We start from the raw sequence: 23909 nt of genomic DNA, 5'->3' as shown, positions 1-23909 counted from the left end.
TTACTTTTCATAGCGGCGGCATATTGCAATATGCACATCCAATTGCTTGCTTTCCGTAGCAGAAAGCGTTCGTTCCTGAGCCACTTTGAGTAATCCAACAACCTTCTCAAATGCTGCTCGATATTCTTGATTAAATGGAAAGGTGCTCATAACCCACCTCACTCATTGGTTTCTAATTCAGCAAACGCTTTGCGTAGCACTTGCTCTGAAATGCTTTGTCCGTTGGCAAACATGGTCGCCAGCTTTAGGGTTTTACTTAGGATTCGAAGGCCACCTGGGCGCTCACTAATTTGCTGCATTAAGCTGCGTTCGGTAGCGCCGTTGACGTTCCAGGCGTCAGCAATGGCGCGTACATCGGCCTGCTTGGTTTTGTGAATACCGCGCTTTTTCGCGATGCGAGAGAATAGGCGCGCAAAGTCTTCGTTTCTGCGGCCACCAGTGAGCTGGGTGTAAACCTTGTTGTTACCCACAAGCACCATTCCAATGCCTGTCTCTTCTTGCAGAATGCGCAGTTCTTCTAGGGTTGGGTAATCTAGGTGATCCGCTTCATCGATAATGACCAAGCCTTCGCTGCCAATTAGGCGGTTGCGGATAACACGCGCCAACATCCCTTTGCGGCGCGGCGCATCATCAAGGCCAAGCTCTAGCGCCAGCTCATACAAGCACTCGGTCAAGCTTGAGCGGCTAGGGCTTGCAGTGATCATCCAAACGTTGTTGTTGTTCTTTTGGTACTCGCGCAGTGTTTCAGACTTACCAACACCAGAGGCGCCAAAGATAACCACGATAGATTCGGTCACTTGTGCGTAAGTAAGATCGTTAGTAATCAGTTGCGCGGTTTGCGTCATGACAAAGCCTGGGTTAACGCTTGGCTTTGCGTTCTTCTCTTCGCGGTAGTTCAACCAGCGCTCAAGCTTTTGAATCATCTTGGCTGGGTCGGCCTTGTAAGAACCATTCAAGATTTGGCTAAGCGTGGCAGGAGAAACACTAATTTCCTTAGCGATTTGCGAAGCCGACACCACCTTAGATTCCGTTAGCGCACGAACGCGCATCAGGACATCGGTTTGCTGTGCTTCTTGTTTGCCAATTTCAACGACGTTGGTCATGTTCAATCTCCGTTTTTGGGTGGTTTAAAAAGGGTTTAAAGCTTGTTTTTATTGCGCTGCTCAACAAGGAAACTCAGGCTAGACGCGAAGTTTTCTTCGTATTCGTCATCGAGCTCTTCATCGAATTGAACATGCGCGGCGGTATTGCCAATGGCGACAGGTCGGAACGGCTCAACCACTTTGGTTTCTGGAATCACTTCTTCTTCAAGCGGCTTCATCATTGCGGCCACTTCGAGTGCATCCATCTCTTTTTGCGCCTCGGCTGCAAGCTTGTTCGACTTCACAAACTGAGTGCGTTTGCGCTTGTGCTCTCGTGCGGCTTGCGTATCGCCAAAGCCCACTTTCTCTAAACATTCAGCCGTACAAATTCGCACACCGTTAAGCGTGTAAATCTCGATAGATTCATGCAGTTTGAGAGGGTCGAATCTGGCGACCAGTTTCTGGCCGATGTAGTCCATCATCGCGTTGTGGAAGTAACGATTCTTACGGCCTTGCAAGCTGCCGCCAGCATCCAAAGAAACCGTGCCATGACGAGACACGCGAACCGCTTCGGCTTGCAGCATCATCATGTGCAGCTGCTCTTCCGTTGCTTTGCGGATTGGTGCCACTTCGTAGCTGGCATTAAAGGCTTCGTTAAAGCTCATAAAGCCTTTGCAAACTTCGGTATTGCGGCCTTGCTTGGCGTTGTACATCTCGACGCCTTTAGCGATCGCTTGCAGGAAGTCTTCCGCTTCTATTGCTTTGCTGCCGTAGTTGTCTGGCTTGGCCATTGGGTTAGCGCCTGTGTAAGCACCTTCACACAGCGGTGTTTTGTCGATGTACTCTTCAATACCGCCAACACCAAAGGCACGTTCGATAGGCTTCGCCTGACCATGACCTTTGCCAAGAATGACGCTAGACCAATGCAGCTTGATGCCCATCATAGGAATGATGCCAAGTGGATCGTCTTCTTTAACCTTGAATCGGTAACGGTTTGGAACGCCGCCCGTCATCCATTTGTTTGCCGCTGCTCGCGTGTTATCGAGCGTGATTTCCTTTGGAATACCGTACTTCTCGCATACATCCATCAGTGATAAGCGAATGCTGTCTGTGTTTTCACTGATGTCGCAGCGCCACCCTACGATCTTGCGGCTGTAGACGTCGGCCCAGAACCATGTTTTAGGGCGAATAATTTCGCCGTTAAACCAACGCACAAAGACGTTGTGTTGGTAGCCGTCACCGTTGATCCATTCAAGGGCGTGTAAACCTTCGACGGTACGTTCCTGTGGTGGGAACATTTGGTGTAGTGCGTGCTGCCCTTCGCGCAACATAACGCGTTGCTGAATAGGCACTTCATGTTCAATGCGGCGGCTCAGGCTTTTAAGGCTAGGAATCTTCCAGCCATGCATAGGCGCGGCATCTTTAAGTCGCTCATAACAAGCCGTCATGCTCGGTTGTTCTAATCGAAGGTAATCAGCCTTGAAGAACTCCCACGCATCAGGCGTGATGTGCGCGAACTTGTTGGATTTTTTGATTTGTGAGCTTTCAAAGTGTTTAGGTAAAAGAGCCGGAGCCCAATCACACATATCGATATCTTTCACTTTGGCAACCGCGCGACGAACGGTAGATAAAGACATATCAAACTGCTCAGCCACATAGTGGTAGGCATCAAGCTTCTTGGTGCCGTTCTTAACCAGGGCATTAACCGCTTGCACAGCTTTTAGTGCCTCTTGCGCTTTCTCTTTTGCGGCGTTGTTGGTTCTATCCCAGCGAGCCCAAAGCGCTTCGCGGCAATAGGTTTTGGTGCTTTTCTCTTTTGGCAGCTCAAGAACCTGATCGCCGAGTTTGACTTTGCCCTCGCGTTTGTACAGAGCCGTTTGTGTTGCCGCAGGTAAAAGGCTGACGTGATACTCAATGCCTCTAGTTCCCTTTCTTTTCCTGGCTAGCTCTGGAGCGTTAACTGCCAACTTCTTCAAGCACTCACGAGTGTTGCGGTCAGTGCTAGGAAGGCCGACTACTCCAGCCAATTCAGTTGCTGTAAACCACATGTTCAGCCTCCTAGCTTGCAGCTCGAACTGAACGGTAACGGCTAGGCCATAGCTCTTCTGGCTTCATGCCAATCGCTTCAGCAATAATTCTTTCGCCTTTTGGCCAAGGTGAACGCAACGCATTTGAAAGAGTGTTTTCTCCAAGACCAGCTTCGCGAGAAAGCTGACGGACGGAAAGGCCGCGCTTTTTTAGAGCGGCAACAATGTCCGCTCGGTGCCAATCACTTCCTTCTTGAATGTTTTTCTGCGAGACTCTTTGGTTATTCATGTTAGTTACTCCTTAGAGTTGCTTTGCTTAGTAACTACATTATTTGATCAAACGGACGAAAGGGTCAATACCAACGGATGATATTTTTTATTGATCATCCGTTTGTCCGAATTGTTAAACGAGGCGTTATTTTGAATAAGAGCTTACAAAACAAAGAGATACACCAAACGGATGCTAATAGTACACAAACGGATAATTCATCCGTTTGTGATGCCGATCAACGGATGCTTTGGTTTATGGCTTCTGAGGTTGCAGGGCACGGAAACTTTCCAACTTCAACTAGATGGACCAGAGATCACTTGGCAAAGATGTCCGAAGGAAAAGAGCATCTAAAGCGACGCAGAAAAGGGACGAAAGCGACTGAGTACCACATAAGTCTTTTCGATCCCGAAACGCAAAAAAGCCTAACAGTAGGCTTGGCGACAGACTCAGTCAGTGAGCCAACAGTCAACTACTCCGGCATTTCGTTTTACAAAGACTTCACTGAAGAGTTTGCTTTAATACCAGGTTATAGAGTTCAAGTATCGGCGGGCCATGGCGCGCTTAACCCAGATGATCTAGAGCCAACCAGGCACCTAGCATTTAGGCGCAAGTGGTTGAAGTTTAGAGGGTTTAACGAAAAAGATTTAGCGATAGTTTGGGCGAAAGGCGACAGCATGGAACCCACGATCCACAACAACGACACGCTAGTAGTTCATCTGGGAAGGAACAAACCAGCCGACGGCCACATCTATATATTTAGAAACGGCGAAGAGCTATTCGTGAAGCGATACCAAAACGCCTTAGGAAGTTGGAGGTTGATAAGCGACAGCCCTATGTATGAGACAATTTCCATTCCTAAAGAGGAGCAGCATCAGTTCGAGGTAGTAGGCCAAGTGGTACACATCGCCAAAGACATCGGCGATTAGAATTTAAAAGTTTAAACCGTTTTTAAACACAGCTCGAAGCAAAATCAAAGCTGTTCAATTTAACAGACCAAAACAACCAGCTTTAAAAGGATTGTTCAAAACGCTAAGATTACACAAAGCACCAAAAACAAAAGCGGGGTTCAAGCTTCAAAAAGCCCAAACCCCGCATCATTCCTAGCTTCATCATTTTAAAAGGTCCGTTTGATCCGCCAAAATCCCGCCCGATCCATATCTCTTTGAATTGTTCATTCCTTTAGTCTCTATACAGCCATGTCTACCAGCCAGACGTTAATATTGCAGTTTGGCGCCGTAGCATTGCCAACGAACTTCATGAGGCGGCCAATTTCGTTGTCGCTCACAAACCGAGTCTAAGAGCATCTATTGTTGTCACTCCAAGCAGTGCAAAGAAGCAAGTTTCTGATTTGTTGGATGATGTAGAAGGCCTCGAAATCATCGGTGATGATATAGCCAGACTGGTTGATATGTTTTGCTGCTTATTTGACGTCGAACGCGCTGGTTTAAGGCTTACAACACTCAATGGCGCAATGTGTCCTCGGTTCCATGTAGATAAAGTGCCTGTCCGGCTTGTTACAACCTACAATGGTGTTGCAACAGAATGGTTAGCGGATGAATGCGTCGATCGTTCGCGTCTAGGGGCGGGGAACCAAGGTATGCCGGATGATCTATCAGGGTTATATGGAGCATCGAATGACGTGCAGCAGCTGAATATTGGAGATGTGGCTTTGCTTAAAGGAGAGCTATGGCAAGGAAATGAAGGGGCAGGAATCGTGCATCGCTCGCCTACGACCTCAGAAAACACTCACCGTTTACTACTTACATTGGATTTGATTGACTAACAGTGAAAACGACGATTGTTAGGGTTGGCTTAAATATTTGAGTGACACTTTTTGATGTGGCTAGCGGTTGCGCATATTATCTCAACTCTAGGCGAATCCATGGCTGTTCGCTGTTGATCCCCAAGAATGAAGTGTCTAAATGGCGTTCAATAAAGTGTGATGGAAAACAAAATGATAAAAATCGAAAAACTCAGTTGCGACCAAAAGGAAGAGGTAAGGAAAGTAGAACTCGCGCAAGAACAGATCAAGTTTGCTGGTACCGCAGCAGCATTTCTGTTGGATGACTGCGAAACCACGCATTTACACGTAATTAAATACCAAGAACATATTGTCGGTTTCTTTAAGTTAGACGTTGCCTATTCGGATAACTACGAGTTTTGTCCAAGTGGCGCGATTGGGCTTCGCGCATTTGCGGTTGATAAAAACTACCAAGGCAAAGGAATTGGCACGCAAGCTGTTGTTGCGCTACTGGCTTATTTAAAAGAAAACTATGCCAGCTATCACTCGATTTATCTCACCGTCAACTGCAAGAACCCGCGTGCGTTTTCTTGTTATCAAAAAGCTGGTTTTGAAGATACTCAGTTACAGTATCTTGGTGGAGAAGCTGGGCCTCAGCATATTATGTGTGCGGCTTTTTGATTATCGGAACATAGGCATATTTTATATTGCTCTTGGTGCTGCAAAGCTCTCTGTTTGGAAAGCAAAGTACCAAATGGACGTTTATTCTGAACCTAATATAAGTCTCTGTTATATAGGCACCAAATGTATTTACTTTTTTATTTGTGTGGTTTATAAATCTCGCCTTAATTATTATAAAATCGAATTGACTGGGTGATGAACACTGAATTGCTCAGTTATGCAGTTAGGTTAGGTCTATAAATAATGAAAAACGTCTCTTTTTTACTTGTAAGTCTTGCTTTAAGTGGCTGTGCCGCCAATGAAATCGAACCCAAACAACTACCAGATGTCAGTGAAGAACAATTGTTGGGAAGTTGGCTGTGTCAGGATGATTCTTTAGATGCGACTGTTACAGCGACTTACTTTTCCGATGGCCGTTTTACAATGAGTGCTGCATTTGAAGAAGTCATCGATAAGTCACAAGAACCGGTTTCGTTGACAGTGAAATCAGCAGGAGAATGGTCTATCTCAGGACATCAGCTGAAGTCGGTGTCATCAAGTAACGAGGTTGTCGCCAACAACCAGAAATCGAATTTTGTCGCGTACGCAATTAAGCGCAAGGTGCCAGACTCACATACTAGCTTAGATGATTTAGAGTTCCTCTCTGCGAATAAAATGCGAATGATATCAGTCAATGGTGGCGAGACGTTGGATTGTCAATTAACGTCGGTGGAGTAAGGCAATGGAGAGTGCTCAACTAACTGATAAAAATGATGAGATAGGGGAGCTACTACTCCCGAAACGGTCCTTGCCTCTCGTTGGTCGCGTTTTTGGGCTTGGTTGATAGATAGTTTAATTACTATTATTTTCATCGTCCCCGTTTGTATCTATCTTCTCCCTGAGAATTTAGAAAACGTGAACGGGTCGCCCCTATTATTGCTTCTAATATTTGCCTACTCGGGGGCAATCTATCTGCTTTTGCATGGTTATCTGCTCCATAAGTATGGGCAAAGCATTGGAAAAAACGTTGTCGAAATCGCCATTGTCACAATGGAAAATCAGCGAGTGGGTCTGCCAAAGCTGATATTGAAACGTTGGTTACCTTTGACTATCATTTCTTTTTTGGGCCCTATTGGGAGTTTGTTGATTATCATCAATATTCTCTTTATTTTTAGAAAGGATCGCCGCTGCATTCATGATCTCATTGCCGGCACACAGGTAGTTTCTGTTGCTAAAAAGAAAGAGCTCGTGTTTACAGACTAAACGACCTCTTCCGTGGGCATTGCAAAGTTCATCTTAGATAAAACGTCGAACAGAGCGGGTCTAATCTGCTACCATAGCGGTTTAGAGCCGTTCGTCAGGAGTCTCTGTTATGAGCCAAGAACAACCCAATAACCCCTTACATGGTCTGACTTTAGAAAAAATTCTTGTTCGCTTACAAGAACACTATGGTTGGGAAGGGTTAGATGCCGAAATCCAAATCAACTGTTTTTATAACAACCCTTCAATTAAGTCTTCGCTTAAGTTCCTTCGCCGAACGCAATGGGCGAGAGATAAAGTAGAAGCGCTTTATATCGATACCTTCTGCAAATAGTACCTTCCCGATCTGAAATCTGCCCTGTGAGCGTTTTGGTAACGCTATCTAAATATCACCTCTTTATTGTTTCTGATAATGAAAAAGACGCTCACAAGGATAAACAAAGCTGCGAAGTAATAAGTGAAAGCGGAGAGTGAATCCAAAAACGCGGTGTGTTGTTCAATCTCTTGTTCGGAATAGTTTTTTGACAACAGTTTGTAGTAGTAAGCATATAACATACCGATTGTTCCGTAGCCAATGTTGAACATGAGTCCTTTGAAGCTAAGAACCGTTGCACGATTGTGTGACTTGGTGTTTCTGTTCAAATGGTAGCTGATGAAGATGTTCATCGTCATTGTCAAAAAGATCAACGCAAGTGCAGGGAGTAAGCCGAAGATTGGCCAGCCTAAACTGATCAAATAGTAAGTGGTTAGAGTCAGCAACCCCATGCCTACAAGGAATACTCTGGGCTCACTGCGCTCTGCTAGTTTTCTGCTTTGGCCAGCAAGCAAAATTTGCAACACACTGATCCCTGCACCAATTAAACCAAAATAAATGATCGGGATATGAATCGCGAGATAGTACTGGCTATTCATTGTCAAAAACATGCGCGACGTGTGCTCGAATAAGCTGTAGTAGAGCAGTATATATAGTACAACAGGTGTAGAGAGGACCCACTTTCCGGTATTTAGCGTTAACTTCAAACTTGCCAATGTTGAATTTGTTGAGTGATGTGTTTCAGGTGACGTTTTCGGTTCTTCTTCCATGCTAAAAGCGGAATAAATCGCGACTAAAGCAACAAACAACGTGGCATAGACAGGCGTTCGCATAATATCTTGGGTGCTTTGTGGCTGATCCCATCCAAAATATCCATATAGAGCCGCCATAAAATTAACGTCATACATTGCTGCACCAAGCAAAGTCACAATGATCCCCACCGTAGCGGAAATACGCAATTGCAGTTGCAAGACATGCGGCCAAGCATCTTCTTTGCCTTGTTCTTTTAATGTGTCATACGCGAGGGCTTCGTCCGCGCCACTTGCCAGTGCCATAGCCAGTCCACTCAGCACTCGGTTAACCAGAAAGACATAAAACACCAGTGTAGCGTTTCCTGTCGGTACAAAGGCGATCATGGCAATTTCGATGAACATCACCAACGAAGATAGGACGACAAGCTTTTTGCGCCCGAGAGTATCGGCAAACGCGCCAGAGGGAACTTCGGCGATGACGATGGTCGCAGCCCAAACCACATTGAGCATAGCGAACTGAGATAGCGTGAGTCCGTAGTCCAAATAAAGGAGCGTAAATACCGGATAGTAAAAACGGGCAAAGTAACTGCTTCGAAACATCAAAAAGCAGCGAACGTTGTTAACGAGCAGAATTTCCCTAACTGTCATGTGTCGCTCCAGTCTGTTCCATAAAAGCAAAGCTCAAATCAAGTTGCGAAATAGACATCATTAGATACAAAGAGCTTTTGATTGCTTCGAGTGGATTGCCTATAATTCTCACCTTGTAATAACTATAGCCTTATTTGAATCAGTTACTTATGCCTTTCTTTCTCATTATCGCATTACTGATTGCGATGTTTTTACTTATTACGTTCTATTTTTATCACTACAACAAGAAGAAAGCTCAGGAGCAAAATGAGAAAAAATCACTCAGCTCTCGAGTTGAAAAGCTGAAAAAACGCTTCAAGGCTAGCCTCAAGCCATTGACTCAATCGGGCTGTTTGTCCCAGAAAGAGAGCGATGCGTTATATCGTATTGCAAACTACTATTTTGTTTATCAGACGGTGACGCCAGAGAACGTTGCTCACTATGAACAGTTAACCAGTGATCTGCTCAATGTAATAGAGGTGGATGTTTTGGCTTCATTGAGTCGCGATGAAGACGCCGCGGAGTTTACTCAAAACGTCCTGATGAGCATAGTGCAGTCGCTGCCTCCGCGAGTGGATGGTTACACAGCTGGCTTCTATCGCAATGATTTACCAGTGCTTACTCAAAGACTCAAAGATTCATTTGCAAATTCGGCTGACGAGTCCGCCTCTCATGAACAAATGCTAACTGAGTAGCACACGCGTCTATTATTTAGTTTACAGCGCTTTAGATGACGCTGGCTTAGATTGAAACCGCACATAGAGCAGCGCAGTACCCCTGCGCTGTTCCAATGATCGAGTTAGTCGCTTACTCCATCAATCCTTTCTCTTCTGTTCTTTAGCCCCCCATCTTAGGTTGAGGTTTCAAGCCTTTGTTTTGCTTTTATTCCTAGCTAATGCGCCCTGGGTGGGGCAAGGCTTCAGATTCCTCTATTTACGTATTCTCTGCTGCGCGTCTATGCTTTGAGAGAGAAGACATGACGCCTGAATATGTCGCGAGATTTTTGCGTATTACGCACGATAGATGAGTAGATTTGATGGACCCACTAACACAAGGCTTAATTGGTGCTTCGTTACCCCAATCTGTGGGTAAAAAACAGCATGTAATTGTCGCTGGCGCTCTAGGAATGTTGTCTGGAATGGCGCCAGATTTAGATGTCCTGATCCGTTCTTCTCAAGACCCACTGCTGTACTTGCAATACCATCGACAGTTTACCCACTCATTACTCTTCATACCCATCGGCAGTATGCTTTGCGCGGTTGTTCTGTACCCACTGTTTGCCAAGCGATTCGGTCTGTCGTTTGGTCAAAGTTGGTTATATTGTGCTTTAGGTTTTTCGACTCACGCTTTGCTCGATGCTTGCACAAGTTACGGCACTCAACTGTTTTGGCCTTTAAGTCAGCAGCGTGTTGCGTGGAGCAATGTCTCTGTTGTGGATCCTATGTTCACGTTGCCTGTCTTAATCTTGGTTGCCCTTGCCGCATGGCGGCGTAGCCCAGTGTTCGCTCGCGCCGCTTTCGTTTGGGCGCTGGTCTACCTCTCATTAGGGGGCATTCAGAAACAACGTGTCGAGAAAGTTGCTTGGCAGTTAGCAACCGAGCGCCAGCATACTCCTATCCGGCTAGCGGCCAAACCCAGCTTTGCCAATCTTTTGCTTTGGAAAGTCGTGTATGAAACCGACGACGAGTTCTACGTTGACGCGATAAGAGCTGGAGTGAGCACAAAAGTCTATCAAGGTGAGTCCGTTCAGAAGCTCGATATCGCACGAGACTTCTCTTGGCTTGATGTGAGTTCTCAGCAGGCCATTGATATTGGTCGTTTTGCTCATTTTTCGAATGGATACCTTGCTGTCGATCCTAACAACCCAATGCGAATCATGGATGTGCGCTACTCTATTGTGCCAAATCAAATTAACCCATTGTGGAGCATTCAGTTGTCGCCCAATGCAAATAAAGAAGGTCATGTCCAATATGTTGTTGAGCGAGAGAGCACGGACGATTCGAGACGTTTGTTTTACAAGATGATACTGAATAACTAAGGATGGAATATGCTCTCAAGAGACAGCACTGGGCTCATTATTGTTGACGTACAAGGCAAACTTGCACGTTTGGTTGAGAATAGCTCGTTGTTTATAGCGAACTGTGAAAAATTGATTTTGGGTGTGAAAGCACTCGATATGCCTATCGTATTGCTTGAACAAAACCCCGAAAAACTGGGTCTGACGGTTGAAGAGGTTGGGCGACACCTAACTCATACCGCTGCCATCACTAAGTCCACTTTCAATGCTTGTCACTCTCCAACGTTTTTAGAAGCCGTTCAGGCGGCGAGTGTCGATTCTTGGTTGGTCTGTGGTATTGAAGCTCACATCTGCGTATATCAAACTGCGAGAGGCTTGACGGAACTTGGGTATCATGTCGAGCTTGTTAGCGATTGTATTTCTTCACGCTCAGCGACGGATGTGCGGCTCGCCATTGAACGATTAATGCGGTGCGGCGTTGAAGTCACTGGATTGGAAATGTGTCTTTACGAACTTGCCAAAGATTGTCGGGATCCCGCGTTTAAACCCATCCTAGAGTTAGTCAGATAGTTATCGTGACAGATTTTTGTGATGCTGACTTAAGTGTGAGAAAAAGGCGTTTGGACACGCTTCCTAAACAAAGTTGAGGGTATTAGATTGTCGTTAAATGTATAGGGTTACAAATCAATCGACTAAATGGCGATGGCACTTTTCTGTGCTTTTAGCAAAGAAAAGCGTTGGTTGCAGCTTCGCTGTATATCTTTAATAAGCTAGTACTAAGGATAATGATGGAAGAACTCAAGGGCGGGCGAGAGGGGCAAATTTTTCGCTCTGATAACAAAATTTACCGACCACGAGGTGTGTGGTCTGAAACAGTACATCGTTTACTGTCCCACATCGCAGAAAATGGTTTCAATGCCGCACCGAAGCCACATGGTTTTGACTGCAATGGCAATGGCAATGGCAATGGCAATGAGATCGTGTCGTATGTCGTTGGTGATGTTTTTAATTATCCTCTGAAAGGACATATTGCTACGACGGAGGCTCTGGTTTCTGCCGCTAAGCTTCTTCGCTCGTATCACGACGCCTCTCGCACATTTTTATCAACACACTCGAATGAGGCACTAGTGTGGAAGCTGCCGAGTCGTGAACCCAGAGAGGTCATCTGTCATGGAGACTATGCTCCTTATAATGTAACGCTCGTTGGTTCAGAAGCAGTCGGGATTATTGACTTTGATACCGCACATCCAGCGCCGAGGGTTTGGGATATTGCGTATGCTATTTACTGCTGGGCGCCATTCAAAACCCATGAATCTGATGCAATGGGCAACCTAGAGTCGCAGTCTTTGCGAGCTAAACAGTTTTGTGATGCTTACGGGTTGCTTGAAGCAGAGCGCGAGCGGTTAGTCGAGACAATAACAGATAGGATTCAAGTATTAGTCGATTACATGTTTAATGAAGCCGATGCCGGCAACGCAGCATTCATTGAAAATATCGCAGACGGACACCACTTGGCTTATCTCGCTGATATTCAATATCTCAACAGCCACAAGCAGTATATTGAAGACGTTTTGATTGGAGAGCGTTTTGTTAGAGAAAATGGGCGGTAAAGCTTGGATGTGAGTCAATTGAACACGCTCCACTGGTTCACGCGCTTCTTCAAAGTCGATATCAAATCACAGCCTCCTTTGAACGCTCTCATAAACGTTGCTGGTTGACGTAAAAGAGCGGAATTACCTCAAAGATAAAAAACAGGCAATATTGTAGATGGGAGTAAAAAGTTCAAAGATGTAGAAACAATATGGGCTTTAACTTTGAACAATGGTGTTTGGAAAGTCTCCAACATTGAAAGTACTTCTATGACGATGGATTATGTTAATGAAACCAATTATTTGCCCAAAATCGAGACGACGGTCGTCAGTCATCTGAGAGCCTACCAGAGCGTAGCTCGCAATGCTCAATGCTTTAGATTTCAATTTAAGTTAGGTTTTGTGTGTAGAAGTACGGTTCTTTTTCTATGTTCAAAGAAAAGGGTTCAGAATGAAACATCCGGAACCCTTGCAGCTCTTAAGATCACTTTAGAGCAGCTAAAATAGTTTCAGCTTTACTTGCTTCGAATTGCTTGGGTTCTTCAAGATTCAATTGTGTCACCACACCATCTTCGATAATCATTGCGTATCGCTGTGAGCGAACTCCACCGAATGTAGCCGTATCCATTTCAAGGCCTAGAGCTCTAGTAAAGCTAGCGTCACCATCGGCCAACATCATAATTTCTGTGGCATTCTGTGCTTCTCCCCAAGCTTGCATCACAAAAGCATCGTTGACTGATACACACGCAATGATATCGACGCCTGCCGCTTTAATTTCGTCAGCAAGTACAACGTATCCTGGTAAATGAGCCTCAGAACATGTTGGCGTAAATGCACCTGGCACAGCGAAAAGCACCACTCGCTTGTTTGCAAAAAGCTCATCTGTGTTGTGAGTTACCATTCCTTCCTCGCCGAGTTCGCTGAGGGCTGTGGTAGGTATTGTTTGGCCTTTCTTGATCATATGTACCTCCATTTTTTTAGTTTGCATGAACAGTCTAACTGCCAAAGTAAATAGGGACCACCCACAGAAAACAAGGGTATAGCGGGAAGCTTTTCTGTTTTATGGTCAATCGCTCCGACACCTCGATCATTAACCCCGCCACTTCCAATATGTGAGTCGTTGTAAAAAGGTGGTATTCAATCTTCTCGTCTTGATGCTACTTGATATTTAGAGGAGGACTATTTTTAACGCTTCCCTGGCTTGTTTTTCATTGATCGCAACACAGTTAAAGCGCTTAACGTAATTGCATTCAGCGCTACAAGATTTGGCAAGAAAACACAACAGCAGACAGTATGAAAGGTATTATGGTTTATTCACAATACTCCTCCTTGGCCTCCAACAGCGTTGAGACGGAGCCATCGAGCAGGCGGTTGTACGCAAGGTAGGCCATTGTGCGAGCTTTTGTATTATAGGTGAGTGCAGTGATTGAATTTGAGGTGTTTGTTGCGTCTCTAACCGACATTCCTATAAAATTTTGACAAGCGATTACTCTGTCATATTTACGACTAATTTCATAAGCTTTGTCGATGTTGGACTCAGTAGCCTCACTAAAATCATAGTATAAGTTTTCTTGAGTTTGTCTTGCATCTTGCTTTAACGCGTTGCGTACCGGCTCTGATACCTCCAGAGCATTAATGAAAGCTTCGACATCGTCTCGAATTCCATCACTATTTTCATCTGGGCCTGGAAGCGAGTCGCTTCTATCGAGTAAGTGCTCATATTCGTCATAAAGTACACCAAATTGTTCATCGACGGTTTCTTTAGATTGAAGTAGAGCAGTTAATTCTGGGGTTTTCTCGATTTGGGTGGTGCCAGTATGAGTGCGAGGTGATTCTTCTTTACAGCCTATAAGAGCAAGCAGCAATATTGGAGTAATGTAGCGCATGTCGTTGGTTTTCCATTTTATAGTTATAGAACTTGGCATTAGGTTTGAAGCGAGCCAGTATAATAATATTGAACGTTTTTGGGGCTTAATCAGATAAAAAGAACCTAAGAATATCTGCAATATCAACGGTTGTGGAATGAGTAGTACGCAATAATTATATTGGTTCTCAGTTTTGGTTTGAAGAGTCTGAAAATACGTAGATAACAATGCATGGCAAATTCAGTTTAAGCTAAGTTTGCCATGCGCAATAATCTAGGTTTGGTGGTTGACGTTGTTTACTATTTAGCGCGGTGTTAATTTACACCAAGAGTCGGGAATTATGGTGGAATATATGAAAGTAGGAATAAGACCAGCAAAGAAAGACGAACTAGAATCTCTCCATTCTTTGATTACGTCAAACGATGAATGGATGAAGTTTAATGGTCCTTACTTTCCGTATTCCCACCCATCACTAGAACAGTTTAAACATTCATCATTTCAGCGTTTACTGGCTGGCTCAGACTTACAATTGATCACTGTTAACGATATTCCTGTTGGAACGGTGAGTTGCTACTGGGAGTGTGAAGAAACACGTTGGCTTGAAGCTGGTGTAGTTATTTACGATGCACAGTATTGGGGGAGAGGAATTGCTGCGCTTGCTCTACCTCTATGGGTTTCGTACTTATTCGACACTAAAGAAATCGAGAGGGTTGGTTTAACAACTTGGTCGGGTAATCCTCGAATGATGTCTTTGGCGTTGAAATTGAGTTTTCAGCAAGAGGCAAGACTTAGAAAGGTTCGTTACTACAATGGTGAGTACTATGACTCCATCAAATATGGCGTGTTACGGTCGGAGTGGTCAGAGCGCACCTAGTCTCAAGTTTGAAGTGCGAGACTCAATGCAGGTGCAAGTGAATTGATACTACAACCATCTGCCTCTATTAGCTCAAAGACGTTTTATTCTGATACCAATCTTAGCAATGCCTGTTGAGTCCCTAACTTATTGATTGCCCAAAAACGGTGAAACCCCGATGTTGGTAGTAATCATAGCTGTATTGTGTTTATTTGTAATAATTTCATGTAATTAGAGTTGCTGGTTAAGCTCTAATTGGCCTAGAAAACGGTTTAAAAGGCAAATAAAAGAGTGAAATTAAATCAATGCATTAGCAACTTGGTACTACTGTATTAGTCCACCTTAAAGTGGGCTTGAAATCGATTCTATGAATCATTTTAAGCTTCGGGAAACATTTTCTTTAATTGCTGCGCAAATAGAATATCACTGAAAAAATCGTGCATAGTTTTTCTACCAGTAAATGAAAAATCTTAATTTTCATGTAGTGAGAAAGGTAAGGAGAACGACATGGCGACACGTAAAATCAGACCTAGACAATTTATTGATGAGTTTTACCCTGATTCAGGGATATGCACTACCACCATCATAAACTGGATTAAACACGGCAAGCTTGAGGGCACTAGAACGCCAACGGGCCGATATTTAGTCTGTGTTGACGACGAAATAGGGAACCCTGCGGACAGGGTGAGTGAGCTCCTAAGATTCTTAGAGTCATAAATGGTTGGTAGAGCTAGAAGCAAAGAAACGGCTCATTATCCTCCATTCTTGGTGAAAATGAGCCATAGGGGTCAACCTCGATTTCGGTTTACTACCGTAGATGGTGTGAAGAAGCTATTTCCTATCGGGACTGCAGAGCAAGAAGCGATACAAGCTGCGCATGTATACAACTTGCAATATCGTCCTGAGCTAGGAAGCGCGTTTTCCCTAACCGAGATGACCCCATTTCGCAAAGCTGTTTCTAAAGGCCGAAAGGATAAATTCAATCGGCCTTTAAAAGATTGGCTTCCTGTCGTGTTGGCTCGTGTCAAAGCCGAAGAGAAACTCTCAAAAGATGTCTTTAGAAACTTAGAGCGTGACTGCGAAAGGTTGGAAGAGCACATGGGCAAGTGCTTAACAAAATCACTGAAGTTACAGCATATCAATGAGCACATTGGTAAATACTATGCAGAGCTTAATAATCGACAGCTAAATGGAAAAATCAGCAATCTGAAAAAGATATTTTCCTATTTGGCTGATGAGAGTGCGATAGGGAGTAACTTTGTTCTCAACAAGAAACAGCGACGTTTATCCAAAGAGGATTACACCAAAGCGCGTCACAACTTAGACTACGAAAGCTATCTTCAGATCTACGAAGCAGCGCCACTGTTCTTGAAAGTCGCTATGTCTTTAACCTTAGAGACGACTCATGCTGTGCGCGAAATCTACCGATTGCGGTATCGAATCAAGAAGCCTAGAGAAGGCGTCTGCGGCATTCTGTGGAATCCAGAGGGTAGGGTCGATTACATTGACGGCCAACCTATCTACGGAATGCTTTATATCCATCGTCAAAAAGTCCAAAAGTCGGAGACTTCAGCAGTAGCGATTCCAGTCACGCAGGCGATCAAAGATATTGTCGATCTATCCAAAACCTCAAGGCTGCACTGCCCATACGTGGTGCATAGAAAACCTCGCCAATTACAAAGAGGTATCTCTAAGGAAACTGACCATCTTTATCAGGTTCACCACCACAATATAAGTAAAGAGTTCAGCAAAGTAAGGGACTCTTTGGGCCTATACGATCACCTCAAGAAATCTCTTCGCCCGACCTATCACGAGATCCGAGGTTTATCGGCCAGAATGATTGAAGAGCAGGGCATAAGCGCAACTGAGCGAATGGCCCATGCGAATGCAGATACAACGAAGATATACACGAGAGAAAATGATATTCGCTGGAATCAGGTTCCAGCGATTGAAGTGAAGCTCAATGTTCACCATATTGGTCAGCCTAACGAAGGGGACTATTGAAAAAGACTATATAATTTCGCCTTTTATAGTAACTACGCCTTGAGAAAAGAGAAAATATTTAATGATAAAGATCGTAAATGAAGCTTATGTGTTTTCATGTTACTACTTCTGGGAATCGCGCTTGACGATGTATCTCCTTCTCTCAAATATTGATGACGAGATTGTATAATTACGGAATTTCAATGACTTATTTATGATGATATGCAATCATATGAGACGTCATACTTATCCGGAATATTGTCTTAATATACAACAAAATGAATATAGTGAGTTTTTTAGTTGTTTCTGACTTGCACTCTACGGTGAAGGAAGAATACAAGCAAGATTCGAGGCTGATCTTCGACTCTGTATCGAACAGCAGCGAGCATGCTGACGCATTTATCGAATATGTAACTGGCTTAGACCAACAAATTGATCATCTTGTTTGTCCGGGAGACATATCTAATAAGGGAGAACTGCAAGGCTTTAAAGCCGGATGGTCCTTTTTGAATCGAGTCAAAACGCAGATAGGCGCACAAAATCTACTATGTGTTCCAGGGAATCATGATCATCAATCGAGACCAGGTAAACAGTTCTCGGCAATTCACGAAATTAAGTTCATTGAGCCTTCATTCCCGACTGATGACTTTACTTCAAACACGATGTTTTGGGGGTGGCACTGGCTGCACCAAGCTTTTGAAGACTTTAATATAATCAAGCTCAATTCAAGTGCGTACCATGGTCTCAACGATGAGTATCAGCATGGTAGGGTTGCAATTGAAACCGCTGATCAAATATATAACTATTTAAAGTCCGGCGATAAATTTGATGAGAAAAAGTTCAATATTCTATTATGTCACCACCACCCAGTACATATGGAAGAGGTGGACCATCAATTTGACAAAGAGGTGATGGAAGGAGGTCAGTATCTACTCAAACGATTAGATGAGGCCAACGTAGGACCTTGGTTAGTAATACATGGTCATAAGCATTTTGCTAGTGTTTGCCAGGGGATGACGGTTAGATCAACCCCACCAGTAATATTTTCCGCCGGCAGCTTAGGTGCGAACTTGTACCCTGAAATTAAGGATAGAACTGAAAATCAATTTTACATACTGCATGTTGACTTGGATAAAACATACGAGGAAGCAAGGCTAGTAGGAACATTTGAATCACACTCATGGAACCTAATGAGAGGTTGGCACCCTTCACAGAGTGACCATTTACCGCATAAAGGTGGCTTTGGAGGGGCAATAACTCCCCAAGTGTTAGTTCGTAAGATTGTGAAGCTTCTGTCGTTGGACCCATTCTTAGAGTCAAAGGATCTTACAGAATTACAAAATGAGATCGACTACTATACTCCAGGCCAGTTTAAAGAGTTGTTAGAGACGATGACAAAAGAAAAAATACAATTCGATTGTAATGGTAATAAGATTCTACAGGTGGCAAACAATGATTGATTTAACGGTAAACTTTAATGAATCTTTCAACGCGAAAGCAACTTCAAAGTCAAATTTGTGTTCAGACTTTATTGTGAACAGCCACTATGATCTTTTAACAACACCTAACAACACGATAATGATTGGTCCTAGAGGTAGTGGTAAGACAACATTATTACGTATGCTTGATGTCGAAGTATTAGAGATATGGGATAAGGATATAGCAAAAAAATATCGAAATAAGATTTCATATTCTGGGGTTTTTATTCCAACAGACAGGTTTTGGAAAAGTCAATATGAGAGAATCTCTGTACGGTTCAAGAAGCAAAAAAAAGTTCAGAAATTATTAGAAGCTTCATTTGTCTATCATATACTCGAATGTGTAGCCCAAGTAGTATGTTACAGGGCCAATCGAAATATTGAAAAAAGCAATAATTTCTTAGCTTCTGACATAAGTAAAAATGATGAGTCCGAGTTGGTACAAACACTATCTGACTACTGGAAAGTTTCACCTAAAATACCATCTTTACGTGGGTTGGTGATCGCTACTTCGATTAAGAAGCAAGAAATATCAACTAAAATTGCTTCTATCGAGAATGAAAGTGAAGTGGATGACCTAAGTATTGTAAACGATCGTTTAGTTGGAATACTTGAAACTAGCATACAAATAATTAATCAATATTTCAATGAAAGTGACGGTAAATGGGCGTTTCTATTTGACGAATTAGAACTGGCTCCAGAAGTATTCATTCAGCCTTTAATCGATGCTATGCGAGGGGGGCCGCAGAATATTATTTTTAAGTTGGCATTATCCCCGTACCACAAAGGGGTCTCTATAACCCGTGATTCTTTTAGTGGTATGAATAAGCAGGACTTGACCTTTATCAACCTTAGTGGCGTTAGGGATGATGGCTTCAACTTTTCGAAAGAATTAAGTGAAAATATATTTAGGAAATATGATCTAACTGGAGATGTGGATTCGTACTTTGAGACAGAACTCGCGATAGATCGCAACAAAGAAATGAAGGAACTTATTTCAAAAGATAAGTCATTCTATGAATATGCATCTAAGAATAAAATAAATATTGGTAATTACGAAGACCTTGATGAGAATCGTCAAGCGGTATTTAGACGTATTCAATTTAATGTACACCTTAGAAATTATTACTTAAAAGATAAGAAACAAAAATCATCTAGAAAGCGTGCGTCTTCATATTACACTGGATTTAAGAATATATGTGCTATGCTAGAATATAATCCAAGAATGCTGGTTGGTATTATGAGTGATTTTGCTGCACTTGTTAAGAAAAATGGTTATGTTAAAGAGCATGAGCAGCTTCAAAAGATAAATAGCTATTCTAATTCATTTAAGTCCCTCCTAAGCACTATTGCCGTAGAATCTTCTGGAAATGAGTTTGTCACTTTGTTCGATATTATTCATAGAATTGGAAAGTACTTAAGCTCCGAGATACATGGGGAAACATTTAGCCCAGATCCAAAAGGAAGTATAGTTTTCAATAATCCTTATAATGAGAACTATATATCAGCTATTGGCCTTGCACTAAATTCAGGGGCCCTTATTATCGAGAAAAATGATATTGATTCTTTTCATGATATTGATGACATAAAAAATGCTCGATGTAGGTTGTCTTATTTATTTGCTCCGGAATATAGGCTTTTGCTAAATACACAAAGGCCAGTTGATCTAATTGATATATTAAACCATTCTAAGATTGAAATTGTGGATCCTTCGGGTAGGATTTATACACAGCAGGAGCTTTTTTGATGATATTTAATAAAGATGCGTACTCCGGTGATTTTGATTTGGCAATTTATGGCTTAGGCTATGAAAGCAGAGCGACATCTGCATTCAAAAATTACCACCTAAGTTCCAAAAAAAACATTGTTGTTGGGTATGAAACTAACCGAGATATGGTTAAGTACACTGAAAATAAGAAGTACTTCTCTCAATTCACCGTCGAAATTTATGAAAATGACTGTGAGTCAATAATTTCAACGATTAAAGAAGAAGTCCTTAACCTTACAAAAACAGTCGAAAAACCGAGAGTTTTTATAGATATAACAGTTATGAGTCGTCATCGGATGGCCTCTATCATATATAATATGCTTAGTGACCTACCTGCTAAATCAATAATCACTATTTGCTATAACCTTTCGTATTTTGTTGATGCCCCGGAAGGAATTCAGCCTGTTAAGCGACTAGGTCCTATTATTGATCAGTTAAGTGGCGATTTAGGTAGTTTATCAATGCCTACATCTGTAGTCTTTGGCCTAGGGTATGAGGAACATAAAGCTCTTGGTGTGTATAACTATTATGACGCTGATTACTCATATGCATTTATCCCTAAGAATCAGTTCTCAGATTTTGAAAGTATAGTGCGAGATAATAACGCTCCCTTGTTAGAAACTATCGGTTCAAAGAATACATTTAGTTACGATGTCACCAACCCATATGCAACATATGTAGATCTTAAATCTTTGATGGTTTCGTTGTCCGATATGTCTAGAGCGATACTAGTTCCGTTAGGCCCTAAGATATTTGCTGCAATAGCTGTTATTTTGGGCAAAGAACTGTATCCTAAATTGCCTGTTTGGCGTGTTTCCTCCCTTCACTCAGAAGAGCCTGTTGAACGCACATCTCATAGGGAAGTATTGTTTACTATAACAAACTAATTTCTAGTTCGAACTTTGTATTATTAGAATTACTTGAACTACTAGTCCTGTCACTCCATATATGGAGTGACAGGACGGACAGCGCCCACCATTACTAACTTCCGAGCCAATTCTCAGAATTACCATCGAATGACACCGAAACTAAACTGACGCTGAGAGCGTCACCAAATTTGAATACTCAGCACTCATCGCACACAATGAAATGGAATTAAATACGCAGCCATTGCTGCATAGCCTACTTGTAAAAGAAACCAATTAATTACCAGCGCATTCTTATCTCACTAGCCCTACGGGCTTCTGGGGATTAAGCAATTGCACATGGCTTACAGTCATTCAATTGTTCGGAATTTCTGACCGCACAGTAGTCTCACTCCATTACCTAGTTGCTTCATCGAAGTGATAGGCGTTCTGTCGAAATGAGCGGGAGTAACAACACTAATCTGAAATCGCATTGATACCTAACTACTGCACCCGTGAAATAAGAACCTTCGAATGACAAGAGAAAGAGCCGACAACACGCGGCTCTTTATTTTTCATTGAACAAGAAGAGGGTTAGCGCATGGCTACTAATTTCTATTTCCAAATTACCCGTTTACTACACCGAAACCCAGACGGCTCGAAAGCTACTCAAGCAGAGCGAAAAAAGGTGCTCAAGCTGGTGGACAGTCAACTGAAAGAGCTGAATGTACGAAACTTAGAGCTAAAGAACTTTGGCCGCAGACACGCCGTAAAGCTATTAACTCATTGGCAATTACAAGGCTTATCGGCAGGTACCATAAAAAACCGAATGTCTTACCTAAGATGGCTATCAGAAAAAATTGGCAAGCCTGGGCTTATACCCGCTAACAATGCATCTCTCGGTATAGAAAAACGTCACTACGTTACAAACATCAATCGATCTCGCCATATATCAAATGAGCAATTATCTAGGCTCAATAATCGCTACTTAGAAGCAAGTTTCAGATTACAAGCCGCCTTTGGTCTTCGCCGAGAAGAGTGCATGAAGATAATACTGCGCTTCTCAGATAAAGGTGATCACTTAGTTCTGACTAAAACGAAAGGCGCTAGACCCCGAACCGTACCAATCAGAACCCAAGCGCAGCGTGAACTAATCGACTCAATAAAAAAATGGGTGGGGGATGGCTCACTTATACCGAGAGAGGATACGTATAAAACCCACTTAGGTAGATACGAACGAGCATGTATCAAGATGGGGTTAGAGCGAGCACATGGCCTGAGACATGCGTATGCGCACCAGCGATACTTTGAGTTGACGGGTAATAGTGCTCCTGCTGCGGGAGGCCCTTCAACGAAAGGGTTGAGTGGTGCAGACAAGCAGCGGGACTATGAAGCCAGAATGATCATTAGCGAAGAGCTAGGGCATAGCCGAGAGGAAGTGACAGCGGTTTATTTAGGGCGTTGAATTAACGGTTAGATCCCAACAACCGATCTTAAAAGTGTTCTAGGTTAGAACACTTTTTATTGTTTGTAGGAGATGCTGATCACTTAATCAATTGTTTCCACTCTAGCTCATGTTCCTAATGAACGGACAATTGGGTACACTGATATAAAGAGTTTCTTGTTGCATATAAAATGGTTACATATGGCGTTTAACTTTACGAGGTATGGATCTTGGCAGAATCTCCAAAAAAGGTTTTTTTGTATAGAAGAAATTTTTACCTGTTCCGTCATTAGCAACACAGGAATAAGAACTTTAAAGAGATTGACTATCACCGAGATAGCACAATAGCTTAAAGCTTTGTATTGATTGATGGCTCAAAAACAGGCCTTTCAATATTGGAAAATGGGATTTAAAGAATGAATAATGAGCTATTTGTCGTTATTAGCGATATACATGCGAGAGAAAATAACGGTGATGAAGTTAATAGACGACTTACTGAACTCAAAGAATGGATAAAAAGAAAGTGCATATATGGTGAATATAGTTCTGTAGCGATACTAGTAGCTGGTGATATCGCTTTTAGTGGTTCTAGTGAAGAGTACGACCTAATACGTTCGTCTTTCAAATCTCTTTCCGATGAATTCAAAATAATACTAACTCCAGGTAACCATGATCATGACTTTTCAAAATATACAGGCGGAGCTCGTGATGCATTGATAAGTTCAAAGGGGCTTCCTTTTGATGATTCTGTCTATCAAATTGTAGCAGCTGGCCAGAAAGATTATTTTGATTTTGAATCTGAAGTTTGTAACGTTGAGGCTTCTAGCTCAACTCTGCTATCCAAAGAATTTAAGCTTAGTAATAACGTATCTATACAAACAATAAATACAGCGTGGTGTTCCAAAATTCATGAAAAAGGTGGAGACCTCACTGTCCCTATTGATCAGCTAATAGAGCCCTCTGGGAATGAGGAAATTAAGGTTGTGTTCTTTCATCATCCGCTAAGCTGGTTAGAACCAAACAACCATAAAGAGGTTAGAAACTTCCTCAATAGCAATAGAAATATCATTATATCTGGCCATGAACATATTGAACGCAGCTTTAAAGTAGAAACTGACAATAACAAGACACTAATTGTTGAAACTTGTTCATTTCATGATGATCATGTGGATGACAACGGATTTGTTAGCTTTTCTATAGAAGATGAAGATATTTTAATAGAAAAACATATTTGGGAAGGAGAACATTTCTCTAGTTTGGAGAAGAAAAGAAGAAGTGATGTAATAGATTCTAGCTCTTTGTATTTTAATGGCTTCAAAGTAAAGGATAGTTAT

General features: G+C 42.7%; 23 protein-coding genes and 2 pseudogenes. 18 read left to right on the top strand and 7 right to left on the bottom strand.

The window, feature by feature from the left end; all coding sequences use genetic code 11:
• From OH458_RS00125 to OH458_RS00110, 4 genes are read right to left on the bottom strand one after another with little or no spacing between them, the layout of a single operon-like run.
• Positions 1–150 carry a hypothetical protein gene (locus tag OH458_RS00125; RefSeq protein WP_269976855.1) on the bottom strand — a complete coding sequence of 50 codons (150 nt, stop codon included), beginning with the start codon at positions 148–150 and terminating at the stop codon, positions 1–3.
• Between the two features lie 8 nt (positions 151–158).
• Positions 159–1103 carry an AAA family ATPase gene (locus tag OH458_RS00120; protein ID WP_269976854.1) on the bottom strand — a complete coding sequence of 315 codons (945 nt, stop codon included), beginning with the start codon at positions 1101–1103 and terminating at the stop codon, positions 159–161.
• 35 nt (positions 1104–1138) lie between these two features.
• A complete protein-coding gene (locus OH458_RS00115) occupies positions 1139–3130 on the bottom strand; it encodes a transposase domain-containing protein (protein ID WP_269976853.1) in 1992 nt (663 codons plus the stop codon).
• Between the two features lie 10 nt (positions 3131–3140).
• The gene (locus OH458_RS00110) at positions 3141–3398 is read right to left on the bottom strand and encodes a helix-turn-helix domain-containing protein (protein ID WP_269976852.1); all 258 of its coding nucleotides are present in this window, start codon (positions 3396–3398) and stop codon (positions 3141–3143) included.
• Between the two features lie 308 nt (positions 3399–3706).
• Here OH458_RS00110 and OH458_RS00105 point away from each other — a divergent pair, with 308 nt between their 5' ends.
• From OH458_RS00105 to OH458_RS00080, 6 genes and pseudogenes are all read left to right on the top strand, one after another.
• Positions 3707–4306: a S24 family peptidase gene (locus OH458_RS00105; RefSeq protein ID WP_269976851.1), complete on the top strand. Its 600-nt coding sequence runs from the start codon at positions 3707–3709 to the stop codon at positions 4304–4306.
• A gap of 278 nt (positions 4307–4584) precedes the next feature.
• Positions 4585–5163: pseudogene (locus tag OH458_RS00100) on the top strand (DUF1826 domain-containing protein); the annotation flags it as partial.
• Between the two features lie 171 nt (positions 5164–5334).
• Positions 5335–5802, top strand: coding sequence for a GNAT family N-acetyltransferase (locus tag OH458_RS00095; RefSeq protein WP_269976850.1), 468 nt, complete (start codon positions 5335–5337; stop codon positions 5800–5802).
• Between the two features lie 243 nt (positions 5803–6045).
• Positions 6046–6519 carry a hypothetical protein gene (locus OH458_RS00090; RefSeq protein WP_269976849.1) on the top strand — a complete coding sequence of 158 codons (474 nt, stop codon included), beginning with the start codon at positions 6046–6048 and terminating at the stop codon, positions 6517–6519.
• Between the two features lie 84 nt (positions 6520–6603).
• A pseudogene (locus OH458_RS00085) lies at positions 6604–7044 on the top strand (RDD family protein); the annotation flags it as partial.
• Positions 7045–7153: 109 nt separating this feature from the next.
• Positions 7154–7375, top strand: coding sequence for a VF530 family DNA-binding protein (locus OH458_RS00080; RefSeq protein WP_005472135.1), 222 nt, complete (start codon positions 7154–7156; stop codon positions 7373–7375).
• 44 nt (positions 7376–7419) lie between these two features.
• Here the strand turns inward: OH458_RS00080 and OH458_RS00075 are convergent, their stop codons facing one another.
• Entirely contained in the window at positions 7420–8754 is a 1335-nt protein-coding gene (locus OH458_RS00075; protein WP_269976848.1) for an MFS transporter, read from the bottom strand.
• 149 nt (positions 8755–8903) lie between these two features.
• Here OH458_RS00075 and OH458_RS00070 point away from each other — a divergent pair, with 149 nt between their 5' ends.
• From OH458_RS00070 to OH458_RS00055, 4 genes are all read left to right on the top strand, one after another.
• Positions 8904–9428: a hypothetical protein gene (locus OH458_RS00070; protein ID WP_269976847.1), complete on the top strand. Its 525-nt coding sequence runs from the start codon at positions 8904–8906 to the stop codon at positions 9426–9428.
• Between the two features lie 341 nt (positions 9429–9769).
• Positions 9770–10771, top strand: a complete 1002-nt coding sequence (locus tag OH458_RS00065; protein ID WP_269976846.1) for a metal-dependent hydrolase — start codon at positions 9770–9772, stop codon at positions 10769–10771.
• Between the two features lie 9 nt (positions 10772–10780).
• Positions 10781–11320, top strand: coding sequence for an isochorismatase family protein (locus OH458_RS00060; RefSeq protein WP_269976845.1), 540 nt, complete (start codon positions 10781–10783; stop codon positions 11318–11320).
• 218 nt (positions 11321–11538) lie between these two features.
• Positions 11539–12360 (top strand): phosphotransferase, encoded by an 822-nt coding sequence (locus OH458_RS00055; RefSeq protein ID WP_269976844.1) that lies wholly within the window; start codon positions 11539–11541, stop codon positions 12358–12360.
• A 463-nt stretch (positions 12361–12823) separates the two neighbouring features.
• Here the strand turns inward: OH458_RS00055 and OH458_RS00050 are convergent, their stop codons facing one another.
• Complete coding sequence (locus tag OH458_RS00050; protein WP_269976843.1) at positions 12824–13300, bottom strand: peroxiredoxin; 477 nt, start codon at positions 13298–13300, stop codon at positions 12824–12826.
• Between the two features lie 349 nt (positions 13301–13649).
• Positions 13650–14225: a chromosome partitioning protein ParA gene (locus tag OH458_RS00045; RefSeq protein WP_269976842.1), complete on the bottom strand. Its 576-nt coding sequence runs from the start codon at positions 14223–14225 to the stop codon at positions 13650–13652.
• A gap of 331 nt (positions 14226–14556) precedes the next feature.
• Between OH458_RS00045 and OH458_RS00040 the strand changes: the two genes are divergently transcribed.
• From OH458_RS00040 to OH458_RS00005, 8 genes are all read left to right on the top strand, one after another.
• Positions 14557–15078, top strand: a complete 522-nt coding sequence (locus OH458_RS00040; RefSeq protein ID WP_269976841.1) for a GNAT family N-acetyltransferase — start codon at positions 14557–14559, stop codon at positions 15076–15078.
• A 486-nt stretch (positions 15079–15564) separates the two neighbouring features.
• Entirely contained in the window at positions 15565–15774 is a 210-nt protein-coding gene (locus OH458_RS00035) for a hypothetical protein (protein WP_043886865.1), read from the top strand.
• On the top strand, positions 15775–17061 hold the full coding sequence (locus tag OH458_RS00030; RefSeq protein WP_269976840.1) for an integrase: 1287 nt from the start codon (positions 15775–15777) through the stop codon (positions 17059–17061).
• A 266-nt stretch (positions 17062–17327) separates the two neighbouring features.
• On the top strand, positions 17328–18500 hold the full coding sequence (locus tag OH458_RS00025) for a metallophosphoesterase family protein (RefSeq protein WP_269976839.1): 1173 nt from the start codon (positions 17328–17330) through the stop codon (positions 18498–18500).
• Positions 18493–20265, top strand: coding sequence for an ORC-CDC6 family AAA ATPase (locus OH458_RS00020; RefSeq protein ID WP_269976838.1), 1773 nt, complete (start codon positions 18493–18495; stop codon positions 20263–20265). Before OH458_RS00025 ends, OH458_RS00020 begins: the two co-directional genes overlap by 8 nt.
• Positions 20265–21173, top strand: coding sequence for a hypothetical protein (locus tag OH458_RS00015; RefSeq protein ID WP_269976837.1), 909 nt, complete (start codon positions 20265–20267; stop codon positions 21171–21173). Before OH458_RS00020 ends, OH458_RS00015 begins: the two co-directional genes overlap by 1 nt.
• A gap of 559 nt (positions 21174–21732) precedes the next feature.
• Complete coding sequence (locus tag OH458_RS00010) at positions 21733–22596, top strand: phage integrase N-terminal domain-containing protein (protein WP_269976836.1); 864 nt, start codon at positions 21733–21735, stop codon at positions 22594–22596.
• Between the two features lie 395 nt (positions 22597–22991).
• A partial coding sequence (locus tag OH458_RS00005; RefSeq protein WP_269976835.1) for a metallophosphoesterase family protein occupies positions 22992–23909 on the top strand: 918 nt, incomplete at its 3' end.

The organism is Vibrio sp. MarTm2 (genome assembly GCF_027587055.1).
GTDB classification, from domain to species: Bacteria; Pseudomonadota; Gammaproteobacteria; order Enterobacterales; family Vibrionaceae; genus Vibrio; species Vibrio sinaloensis_D.
Note: the sequence above shows the minus strand (reverse complement) of the source record. Positions and strands in the feature narration are given on the sequence as shown.